This window comes from Urinicoccus massiliensis (assembly GCF_900120405.1).
Taxonomy (GTDB): domain Bacteria; phylum Bacillota; class Clostridia; order Tissierellales; family Peptoniphilaceae; genus Urinicoccus; species Urinicoccus massiliensis.
This window is the reverse complement of sequence record NZ_LT635493.1, coordinates 1-11,499: the sequence shown is the minus strand read 5'-3', so window position 1 is coordinate 11,499 and position 11,499 is coordinate 1. Positions and strand designations below refer to the sequence as shown.

The 11,499-nt window shown below is 28.4% G+C and carries 12 protein-coding genes and 3 pseudogenes; all 15 read left to right on the top strand.

The genetic code is table 11. The annotated features are described in order from the left end of the window. The first annotated feature begins 295 nt into the window (after nucleotides 1-295). Nucleotides 296-517, top strand: a complete 222-nt coding sequence (locus BQ7400_RS04565) for a hypothetical protein (RefSeq protein WP_002839698.1) — start codon at nucleotides 296-298, stop codon at nucleotides 515-517. 22 nt (nucleotides 518-539) lie between these two features. After that, entirely contained in the window at nucleotides 540-629 is a 90-nt protein-coding gene (locus BQ7400_RS10970) for a helix-turn-helix domain-containing protein (protein ID WP_232500932.1), read from the top strand. Between the two features lies 1 nt (nucleotide 630). After that, on the top strand, nucleotides 631-1,656 hold the full coding sequence (locus tag BQ7400_RS04555) for an alpha/beta fold hydrolase (protein ID WP_002839676.1): 1,026 nt from the start codon (nucleotides 631-633) through the stop codon (nucleotides 1,654-1,656). Between the two features lie 76 nt (nucleotides 1,657-1,732). Beyond that, a pseudogene (locus BQ7400_RS04550) lies at nucleotides 1,733-2,022 on the top strand (DUF3847 domain-containing protein). Between the two features lie 241 nt (nucleotides 2,023-2,263). After that, a complete protein-coding gene (locus tag BQ7400_RS04545; RefSeq protein WP_002839679.1) occupies nucleotides 2,264-3,007 on the top strand; it encodes an ABC transporter ATP-binding protein in 744 nt (247 codons plus the stop codon). Next, a complete protein-coding gene (locus BQ7400_RS04540) occupies nucleotides 2,988-3,713 on the top strand; it encodes an ABC transporter permease (protein WP_002839700.1) in 726 nt (241 codons plus the stop codon). The genes BQ7400_RS04545 and BQ7400_RS04540 overlap by 20 nt, the downstream gene beginning before the upstream one ends. 8 nt (nucleotides 3,714-3,721) lie before the next feature. Next, entirely contained in the window at nucleotides 3,722-4,489 is a 768-nt protein-coding gene (locus BQ7400_RS04535) for an ABC transporter permease (protein WP_002839692.1), read from the top strand. 11 nt (nucleotides 4,490-4,500) lie between these two features. Next, on the top strand, nucleotides 4,501-5,181 hold the full coding sequence (locus BQ7400_RS04530) for a response regulator transcription factor (protein ID WP_002839685.1): 681 nt from the start codon (nucleotides 4,501-4,503) through the stop codon (nucleotides 5,179-5,181). Continuing rightward, nucleotides 5,171-6,247 carry a HAMP domain-containing sensor histidine kinase gene (locus BQ7400_RS04525; RefSeq protein WP_040397482.1) on the top strand — a complete coding sequence of 359 codons (1,077 nt, stop codon included), beginning with the start codon at nucleotides 5,171-5,173 and terminating at the stop codon, nucleotides 6,245-6,247. Before BQ7400_RS04530 ends, BQ7400_RS04525 begins: the two co-directional genes overlap by 11 nt. 79 nt (nucleotides 6,248-6,326) lie before the next feature. Then, nucleotides 6,327-6,617, top strand: a complete 291-nt coding sequence (locus BQ7400_RS04520; protein WP_040397481.1) for a DUF3847 domain-containing protein — start codon at nucleotides 6,327-6,329, stop codon at nucleotides 6,615-6,617. Between the two features lie 334 nt (nucleotides 6,618-6,951). After that, nucleotides 6,952-8,592, top strand: coding sequence for a MobQ family relaxase (gene mobQ / locus BQ7400_RS04515; protein WP_072469667.1), 1,641 nt, complete (start codon nucleotides 6,952-6,954; stop codon nucleotides 8,590-8,592). Nucleotides 8,593-9,021: 429 nt separating this feature from the next. Next, a complete protein-coding gene (locus BQ7400_RS04510; RefSeq protein WP_072469666.1) occupies nucleotides 9,022-9,549 on the top strand; it encodes a PcfB family protein in 528 nt (175 codons plus the stop codon). Between the two features lie 74 nt (nucleotides 9,550-9,623). Then, nucleotides 9,624-9,947 (top strand): annotated as a pseudogene (locus BQ7400_RS04505) (phage replisome organizer N-terminal domain-containing protein); the annotation flags it as partial. Between the two features lie 302 nt (nucleotides 9,948-10,249). Further along, on the top strand, nucleotides 10,250-11,323 hold the full coding sequence (locus BQ7400_RS04500) for a PDDEXK nuclease domain-containing protein (RefSeq protein WP_002839693.1): 1,074 nt from the start codon (nucleotides 10,250-10,252) through the stop codon (nucleotides 11,321-11,323). A 71-nt stretch (nucleotides 11,324-11,394) separates the two neighbouring features. Beyond that, a pseudogene (locus BQ7400_RS04495) lies at nucleotides 11,395-11,499 on the top strand (replisome organizer); the annotation flags it as partial.

Sequence of the window (11,499 nt, the reverse complement as noted above, 5' to 3'; positions counted from 1 at the left end):
GTTATAAAGAATAAATGGTATTAGGCTTATCAATAGTAAAAAAATACTTAATAATGTGGGGGGAACATCGTAGTAAGAATTGAGTTTGGACAATATACAGTATTTTTTGTAGAGATATCTATAGTTTGCAAAATTGAAAAGGCTGTAAAATAAAAATAAACAGGAACAGTTTGATTACAATATTATGAATTAACGTTAGGATAAAAATATTTTTGGTATAATATCTATATACAAACCACGGAGGTTGGCATATGAGGTATTATGAAAGTAAGGAAGAATTAAAAAAGGAGAATTTATGAAAAATACGAGAAAATGCCCAAAGTGTGGAGGAAGTGATATTTTATTTGTGCCAGGATCTGCTGGAGCTTATGGAACTGGAAATAATATTATGACTGGGCATACAATTATGTCGGCAGTGTCTGTTGATAGGTATATTTGTACTGCCTGTGGTTTTAGCGAGGAGTGGATTGACCTTGACTACATGGATAAATTAAAAAAGAAATATGATGAAATTTAATTAAATTTGCAAAAATTCTTATGTGAACTTAGAGTCATTAGAAAAGATTTGCCTGGCATTGGATTGCAGAATTGAAGATGTTATAGAAATTCATAGAAATGAGGTGGAATAAAATGAAGAAAATATTTTTTAGAATCTTTTTAATAGTTATTATTTTAGTAGTTTTAGTTTTTATTCTTAGAATATATAATGACTATAAGTATAAAGATACCAATGCTTTGAAATCTCCTGAATATTATAATGATGTTACTAATATAAGTTTATATCCTACAGATATTGACGGAGTTGATGTAACTTATGTAGATGAGGGTAGGATGCAAGGCTTTAGATTTGTACCTAAGGAAAAATCACATAAAGGTCTTGTAATTTGTTTTGGAGGTTCTGAGGGAAGTCCAAATTTTGAAACTGCTAAAAGATTGGCTGAAGAGGGATATGAAACCTTTGCACTATTTATGTTCGGCATGAAAAACCAAGAACAAACTTTGAGAAAAATCCCTTTAGAACAATTTGAAGATGTTATCAATTATATAAATAAAAATATAAAAGACAATAAACCAATAAGCGTTTTGGGAGCGTCAAAAGGTGCAGAATATGCCCTTAATTTGGCTAGCAAATATTCTGAAATAGATAATCTGATTTTAATAGCACCTTCATCTTATAATTTCGCTGGTCTAGATTTTAAAGATTATGGTTCATCATGGACATATAAAGGAAAGGAACTTCCATATATAGATATAAAAAAATCATCATTTAACTCATTTTTAAAAAATATTATTGTTCCGAATATTATTAAAAGTCCTATTAGTTATAAAGAAACTTATAATAGTGCAATAGAAAAAGACTCAACAAGCCAAGAAAAACTAATACCAATAAAAGATGTTGAGGCAAATATATTGATGATCGTGGGCGAGGATGATTTGATGTGGGATAGTTTTGCTATGGCAAATAAAATAAAAGAACAAAACCCTAAGGCAAAGATTTATTCATATAAAGGAGCAGGGCATATATTTGCTAGCAATGGTGTTTTAAATTTAGGAAAAATTAGAATTGCAACAGGTGGGACAACTGAAAGCAATGATAAAGCAGAAAGTGAATCAAGAAAAACTATTGATGCTTTCTTAAAAGAAAACCATAAATAAAAAAATGCTTGGATATTTAAGGACGGTAGAAAATTAAAATCTATCGTCTTTTTTTAATACAAGAAAGGAGTTTTATATGAAAAAATTAGAACAAATAAGACAAGAATCAAAGGAAATAAAAGATAAAATAGATGATACAGAAGAAAGATTAAGGCAACTAAAAAATCAAGAAAAGAAGATGTTAAAACAAGACATAGTGAAAAAAAGAAAAGAAAGAACTCATAGGCTAATAACAAGAGGAGCAATCTTATAAAGCCTTATAGAAAATGCAGAAGAAATATCAGATGAAGAAATAAAAATCTACTAGAAGAAGCAACAAAGACAAAAGAATTTAAAGAAACACTAAAAATAATGAGAGAAAATTAAGAAAAATAAAATAAACAAATCTTTTTATTAAGAATAACAATAGCAGGACTTGTAATAATGCCATTGCAATAGCTATGGCTTGTGAAGATAATGGTACGAGTTTCGTATTCATTAATATGAAATTTAAAGACCAATTAAAATAATATTACTGATTGTTATTCAATTATCAGTTAAAAATTATGTTGTTTTTATAGTTTTGTTATATTTACCTCTTATAATAGAATCATCAAAGGAGGAAATTATGTCCGAAAAAGTACTTGAAATAAAAAATTTATGTAAATCTTATGGTAAAAGAAAGATTATAAATGATCTGAATATGACTGTGTTTAAAGGAGATGTTTATGGTTTTCTTGGAGCAAATGGAGAGGGGAAAACAACTACTATTAGAATGATTACATCATTAATTAGGTCTGATTCTGGAGAAATTTTAATAAATGAAAAATCTGTAATAAAAAATAGAGATCAAGCAATTAAAAACATAGGTGCTATGGTAGAAGCTCCTAAGTTTTATGAAAATCTATCTGGATATGAAAATTTAAAATTGATGGCAAAACTAATTGATGGTACAAGTGATAAAGATATTGATAAATTACTTGAATTAGTAGGTTTAAAAGATAGAGGCAAAGATAAATTTGCCTCATACTCCATGGGTATGAAACAAAGACTTGGCATTGCTAATGCCTTATTAGGCAATCCAGATTTAATAATTTTAGATGAACCTACAAATGGACTAGATCCGTATGGAATGAGAGATATAAATGAACTTATAGTATCTTTGGCAAAAACTTCTAATAAAACGTTTATAATATCATCTCATCTTCTCCATGAAATGGAAGGTATTTGCAATAGAGTCGGAATTTTACATGACGGGAAATTATGTATAGAAGGTGATGTAAAAAAATTAGTTTCAGGAAATAATGTATCTAATCTTGAAGAACTGTTCTTTGATAAAGTAGGTGGGAAAAATGAAAGCATTAATTATTAATGAATTAGAGAAAATTATTAAATCAAAGATAGGATATGTATTTTTATTGTCAGCTGGACTTTTGATTTGGATGAATATTACCATGTATGATCCAAAAGAAGGCGTTTGGAATATTGATAGTTTTTATACTTTTCCTGCAAGCCTTTTAGATATTTATATGCAAATATTAATATTTTTTATACCAATTTTAGCAAATGCCTTAGTAACTAAGGACCTAGTAGCAGGCACAATGAAATTGAGCATATTGAAAGAACCGTCAAGAATTAAAAATTTAGTCAGCAAACAAATTGCCTTTATAATATTTTGTATAATGGCAACTACAATTTTTGTTCTTTTGTGCTATTTATTTGGAATCCTATATTTTAAAAATATGAGTGATTTATCTTTAATAAGACCAGGATTTACAAAAGCTAGTGATTTAATCTATACATTCTTAACTTATGGGAAGATTCTTTTTCCAACAATTACCTACGGATTATTAAGTATGTCAATAGGATTATTTATAGAAAATGTAAGTCTAGCAAATATCATTTCTATTGTTGGTCTTATATTTTTCTTTAATACAAGTATGGGAGAAAAATTTACAATGATAAAAAATGTGTCTGCTAATGAAATTAGTATTCTAATAATAGCAAGCGGGATATTATTAGCTTTATTTTTAATAATAAGCAATATTTATTTAGAAAAGAAAGATATTTTATACTAGGGTGAGATATGAAAAAGTTTATAGATTTTGAGTTATACAAACAAAGGAAAAATAAATTTTATTATCTATTTTTTCTAATAATTTTAATTTCTCATATAATAAAAGCGAATCAATTTATTCATACAGATATGAATTGGATGTCATTGCCCTTAGTTTCAGTTCCAGATACAGTTTTGTTTTTGGTCTTATTTGTGATTTATATATCCTCAGACTTAACAGCTATAGAGTATGAAAAAGGTCTTATCAAATTACCAATAATGGTAAATGGAGATCGAAAAAAATTTATAAAAGCAAAAATATTAACTATAATCATGTGGCTAATAGCCTTAGTGATTTTTGATATAATTTCATCTTTTTTGGTTGGAAAAATAATGCTTAATGATGGAACAGTTTTGATTTCTGATGGGCAAGCTATTTTGCTTGGAGGAGTAAAGTTAGAGGGAATAAGAGCCTTTGTTAGTGTATTTTTTAGTGAAATTTCTATTATTTTGCCACTAATATGTTTAGCTATGATTATTGTGTATGGTGGTCTTGTTTTAAAAAATGCTTCAAGTGTTATGGGAATGGGATTTTTATATTATATTCTAAGCTTAATAGGTCCTGAAAAATTAAAATATTTATTTTTAGTAAGACATGTTTATAAAATACCATCTCTATTAATCAAAGGGGAATTTGGTATTGAACTTAGCTTGTATATTTCAATATCTTTAATAGGTATATTAATCTTATATTTTGTCAATATTTCCTATTTTAAAAGGGTAGAAATATTAAAATAGGAGAAGATAGGATGAGTAGAATTTTAATCGTAGAAGATGAACTTGACTTGGCAAATATAATAAAAGATTATCTAGTAAAAGAGCTATATGAGGTAGAAATTTGTACAGAAGGTGATAAGGCAATAGAAATTTTTGATAAATTTAAGCCATCCTTAGTAATATTAGATTTAATGCTTCCAGGTATGAATGGTTATGAAATCTGCCAAAATATAAGAATAAAATCTACAATACCGATTTTGATTCTGTCAGCAAAAATTGATGAATTTGATAAGGTAAAGGGACTTAATCTTGGAGCAGATGATTATATTACCAAACCCTTTAGACCAAGAGAATTACTTGCAAGAGTTAATGCTCAACTAAGAAGAAGCCAAGTTTTCAATAAGGAAAATCTTGAAATAATAGACATAGAAAATATCAGAATATATACTAAAGAATATAAGGTAGAAAAAAATGGTAGGGATCTTGACTTAAGTAGAAATGAATTTGAACTTTTGGTATTTTTATCTAAAAATCCAAAACAAGTTTTTAGTCGAGAACAACTATATGAGAGAATCTGGGGCTTCGATAGTTATGGAGATTTAAATACTGTAACCGTTACTATAAACAGACTCCGCCAAAAAATCGAAGATAATCCAAAGAATCCAAAGTATATATTAACAGTTTGGGGAGTAGGTTATAAATTTGAAATCTAAATCACTTAAAAAAAACTTAATAGTATTTGTCATATCAATCATTCTAATACCAATTTTATTTTTGTTGGTCTTAGGAATACCAGAAAAAGAACCTAAAAGTCTTTTGTTATCTTTAACATCAATTTCTATATTAATAGCTATAGTAATTGTCATTATATCGACTATATTTTTAGCTTACGTCGATAAGATTATTATAAAGCCTATATATGATTTGCTAGATAATTTTAAAAAGCTATCTAAAGGGGAATATGATTTATATATAGAAAATGATAGGGTGGATGAAATAGGAGAATTATTAGATAATTTTAATAAAATGGTAGCGTCCTTAAAATCATATAGGGAAAGAGAAAATAAAGCAAAAGAAGAAAGAGAAGAGCTGATAGCCTCTATAAGCCATGATTTATCAACTCCCTTATCTGTAATACAAGCCCACATAGATGGAATAAGTGACGGAGTTGCTGATAGCCAAGAAAAAAAAGACGAATATATAAGGATAATAAACAAAAAGATCAAACAATTGAATAATCGAATCAAACAACTAAAAGACTATTCATTACTTGATATATATGACAAAAAAATAAATCATATCAAAGCTAGAGAATCTTTAGATAGAATTGTAGATGAATTAAATAGATCATTTACAATTGAAATAGAAAATTTATTTTATCAAAATAATATAAAAGAAAGTACAGTGATAGGTTTATCTGACAGGATGCTTGAAATCATATTAGAAAATCTGTTTTCAAATTCTATAAAATATAGAGGGGAAAACCCATTGGAAATTGATATAATTGCAAAAGAAAACCTAGATACTGTTATAATAGAATTTAAAGACAATGGAAAGGGCATAGAGAAATCTGAATTAGATAAAATATTTAATCCATTGTACACAGTGGATAAAGCTAGGACGACTGATAAAGAATCAATGGGATTAGGCTTATCAATAGTAAAAAAAATACTTAATAATGTGGGAGGAGACATAGGAGCAACAAGTGAGTTTGGACAATATACAGTATTTTTTATAGAGATACCTATAGCTTGCAAAATTGAAAAGGGTGTAAAATAAAAATAAATAGGAGAAATAACCTAGGCGATAGAAATTAAAAACTCTATCGTCTTTTTTTATTACAAGAAAGGAGTTTTGTATGAAAAAATTAGAACAAATCAGAAAAGAATCAAAAGAAATAAAAGATAAAATTGACCATACAGAAGAAAGATTAAGGCAACTAAAAAATCAAGAAAAGAAGATATTAAAACAAGACATAGTGAAAAGAAGAAAAGAAAGAACTCATAGGCTAGTAACAAGAGGAGCAATTTTAGAAAGCCTTATAGAAAATGCAGAAGAACTAACAGATGAAGAAATAAAAATCCTACTAGAAGAAGCAACAAAGACAAAAGAATTTAAAGAAACACTAAAAATAATGAGAGAAAATTAGGGAAAATAAAATAATCAAATCTCCCTTAGATTTTCTAAGGGCGCAATTATACACCCTAAAGGGTGCTTGCGTCTTGCGGAGCCAAACCCTGAAGCGACCAACAACCATTCGCTTTTTAAAAATCAAGGGTAAATAAACTCGCTAAGGCTCGCCCTTGACTTTTAAAATTTGAAATGAACAAAACAATTAAGCCGACATACTGAAACAACAAAAAATTAATTCAGTAGACGGCTTTTTCTATTCTATCATTTCAAAACGCTCATTCACAAAGTGGATATAAAAAATCTATTAAGCCTCCACCTAAAACAACAAAAAAAGAAAGGAAGTGATAAAAATGGCAGACAGTTTTCATTTTTCAGTAAACATAATATCAAGAGGAAAAGGCAAAAGTGCAGTAGCAAGTGCAGCATATATAAGTGGAGAAAAAATAAAAAATGAATGGGACGGAGTAACCCATGACTATACAAGAAAAGAAAAAGTATTAGTAAAAAATATAATATTGCCTGATCATATACCAAAAGAATTTAATGATAGGTCGACCTTATGGAATAAAGTAGAAATGGCAGAAAAAAATTCTAATGCACAACTAGCAAGACAATTCATAATAGGATTACCAAAAGAATTATCTTTAAGTGAAAATAAAAACCTAGTCGAAAGATTTATAAAAGAAAATCTAACATCACAAGGAATGATAGTAGATTATGCAATTCATGATGAAAGTAGAGAGGGAAATCAAAACATTCATGCTCATATAATGACCATAGTAAGACCAATAAATGAAGATGGAACATGGGGGCAAAAAAGTAAAAAAGAATATATCCTAGATGAAAAAGGAGAAAAGATTTTAAACAAAAATGGAAAACCTAAAACAAGAAAAGTAGAACTAACAACCTGGAATGATAAAGGCAATGTAGAAAAATGGAGAGAAAATTTTTCAGACCTTTGTAATGAATATCTTGCAAAAAACAAGATAGAAAAAAGAGTAGACCATAGGAGTTTTAAAAGACAAAATTCTGATTATCTACCGACAATCCATTTAGGATCAGCAGCAAGTGCAATGGAAAGAAAGGGAATAGAAACTGACAAGGGAAACTATAATAGAGAAATAAGAAAATATAATAACCTTGTAAAAACAATAAAAGAAGAGATAAAAACATTAAAGGGTTGGATAGGAAATTTATTAGATAACCTAACTACTGCTTATGAAAAATTTAAGGATATAGAAAGAGATAAGGTAATAGACAACCCTAAACTTTTCAATCTAACAAATTATCTATTAACTTATTCAGAAATTCAAAAAGAAAAAAGTAAATATCTAAAAGGATATGCAAAAACTAATAAAGAAAAATATGACTTTAAAAAGCTAACGAGTGTATATAGTTATTTAAGAAAAAATAACATAGAAACCATTGGTCAGTTACAAATAAAAATAGAAACTTTAAAGTCCAATAGTTACAAACTAAATAAAAAAGCAAAGACAATCCATAAAGAAATGGAAGATGTAGAAAAGAAAATTCTATACTATGAAATCTACAAAGCCAAAAAAGGAGTTTATGAAGAATACCAAAAGAAAAACATATTCACAAAAGACACATTCTATAACAAACATAAGAAAGACATAGACCAATATAAGGTAGTAAGCGGGAAATTAAAAAAACTCCTATCAGATAAGGAAAAACTAAGTCCTAAAAAATGGAATGAAGAAAAAGATCTTTTAATGGCAAATCTTGAAGAAATAAATAAAGAAAAAGACAAGATAAAAGATGAATACCAGGAAATTAATCATATAAAATATTCAGTAGATTTTGTAAACAAAGAACTTGGCATAGATTTATCCATAGAAATAGATAAGCTTATAAAACAAGGTGAAAAACCAAGTGTAATAGCACAGATTAAAAAATTCCAAGACCAAGTTATTAAAGATAATGAATTCAGAGAAATGATGAAAAACAAGAAAATGGATCAAGAAAGATAAGACCTGGTAAAAATATCTTATCCAAGCTATAATATGACCAAGAAAATAAAGGCAGATCTAGGAGGTAATAGAGATGAATAAAAGGCAAGAGATAATAGATGAACTCATATAAGCAAATGAAGATGGAACATACAAAACATACAAAAGCACAGAAGAAATAAAAGCGATGAACAATGAAGAAGTGCAGATTATATATTCCAACATGAAAAACTATCTATCAGACAAAAGAACACATATAAACTACTAAAGGTGGAAAGGTATTGTAAGCTATTTAAAATAATAAAAGGTACAAATACCTAAGTAAGCTATAAAAACATTTAAAATAAGCATTCCACCACCAAGAACAATAAAATAAAAACAAGCAAAGGGAAGTATAGAAAAATTAAAACCTATACTTCCCTTTTTTAATTCAAACAAAGGAGATAAAGCATGATAAACGAAGAAATAAGCAAAGAAGCAGGTCAAGCAGCACAAACCATAATAACATACACAATAAAGGCAGCAAAAGAATCAATCAACTTAGACAAAGAAATAAGAAAAAAGATGAATGAAACTTTAGAAAAAGCAAATGGAAACTTAAAAAGTCTTATGGGCGATGAAATAAAAATAAAAGACCTATACAAGAAAGGACAACTAGAAAATATAAGCATAGATCAAAGCGACCTCAAAGACTTAAAAAAAGAACTAAACAAACTTGGAGTAAGCTTTTCAGTAATTAAAAACAAAGAAACCCAAAACTATGAAGTATTCTTCCAAGCCAAAGACATAAAAGTAATGGAATATGCCTTTAAACAAGTCATAGCCAAAGAAAATAAAAAAGAAAAAGAAAGTATCCTAAAACAAATAAAGAAATACAAAGACCTATCCAATAACAAGGATAAGGCAAAAGAAAAAGTCAAAAGGAAAGTAAAAGAAAAAGTAAAACCAAACAAGAAAGATATGACCAGAGAAATCTAAGGGAGTAACGAAAAGTTACACCCTTAGACCCCCATAATAACAAGACTTCCGAAAATCGGAAATCAAGAATTTCGATTATCGAAAATCAAGAAAGGAGCAATAATGAAAAAGAAGAATTTTTCACAGACAAAAGGATAAAAAGACTAAGGAGAATATCGGGAGGAGATACCTACACGATAATCTACCTCAAACTTTTATTACTAAGCCTAAAAGATGAGGGCAAACTCTATTATGAGGGAGTAGAAAGTGATTTTATAAAAGAGTTAGCACTAACCATAGATGAAACAGACTATGATGTAATGGTTACGGTAAATTATTTAATCAATCAAGGCTTATTAGAAGTTTTAACAGAAAATGATGAATACTATTTAACTGAAATACCAAATTTAATCGGATCATAAACAGCCTGGGCAGAGAAAAAAAGAAGATACAGACAAAATAAACAGAGGACATTGTCCTTAATGAGTCCAACCCATGTCCGACAAGAGATAGAGATAGAGAAAGATATAGATATAGATAAAGAGAGAGAGGGAGAGATAGAAAAGATTTAAAATTTTTGGTATAATCACATTAATTAAACTAAATGTATAATGATAAAATGAGCTTGTTTACCGTAAGCTGATTGTGATAAAAAGATTAAAACTCCCACCATTGGTGCAAGAAATAGAATAAAATAAAGAATCAGATTGGAGTGATGAGAATGGATAAAAAAGATCTAGCTATTATAGGAGATAGTGAATATAAAAAATTACTTTTAGATTTAAAGGAAAAAGTTAGACGCAGTCAATTAAAAGCAGCAGTAAAAGTTAATTATGAGTTGCTTGATTTGTATTGGAACTTGGGGAAAGAAATTGTTGAAAAACAAAAGCAATATTCTTGGGGTGATAGTTTTCTAAAATTATTGAGTAGTGATTTAAGAAAAGAATTTCCAGACATGGGAGGATTTTCAGCCGTAAACTTAAAACACATAAGATATTGGTATAACTTTTATAATGATTATCTAATTGGGTTACAAGCTGTAACCCAATTGTCGGATGTTGAAAGAAGAATAAAAAGTATTCCTTGGGGACATAATCAAAGGATTATGTATAAGTGTAAAGATGTCAAAGAAGCTTTGTTTTATATAGATAAGACTATTGAAAATGGTTGGAGCAGGACGGTTTTGGAACATCAGATTGATGGAGATTTATATAAAAGGGTTGGGAATGCAGTTACTAATTTTGATAATAGATTACCGGCTGTCCAATCTGAATTAGCTAAGCAAACAATAAAAGATCCATACAACTTTGATTTTCTAACAATAAGGGATAAATATGATGAAAGAGAGTTGGAAGAAGCATTAGTAAATCAAATAACTTCTTTTCTCTTGGAACTTGGGACAGGATTTTCTTACATCGGTAGGCAAGTTCATATTAAGGTTGGAGAAAGTGATTTTTATATAGATTTACTTTTCTATCATGTTAAACTACACTCCTATGTTGTAGTAGAATTAAAGACAGAGAAATTTAAGCCGGAATTTGTAGGACAACTCAATTTTTATGTAACAGCTGTAAATAAGAATATGAAATCAAATAGTGATAATCAAACCATAGGAATACTAATTTGCAGAGATAAAGATAATGTAGTCGCTGAATATTCGCTTGAAAATATCTCACAGCCAATAGGAATAAGTAAGTATGAAATTAGCAAATTACTTGAGCAGGAATATAAAAGTAGCTTACCATCTATTGAAGAAATAGAAGAGTCTATAAAAGAATTAGATTCAGAAAAATAAAATATGAACTTACACAAGGCGGTAGAATTAAAAACTATCGTCTTTTTTTATTTGAAGAAAGGTAGGAGAGCATGGCAGATAAAAGAATGTTTTCACTAAAGATAGTGGATAGCGACTTATTTTTGGATATGCCACTAAGTAGTCAATGTCTGTATTTTCATTTATCAATGAGGGCA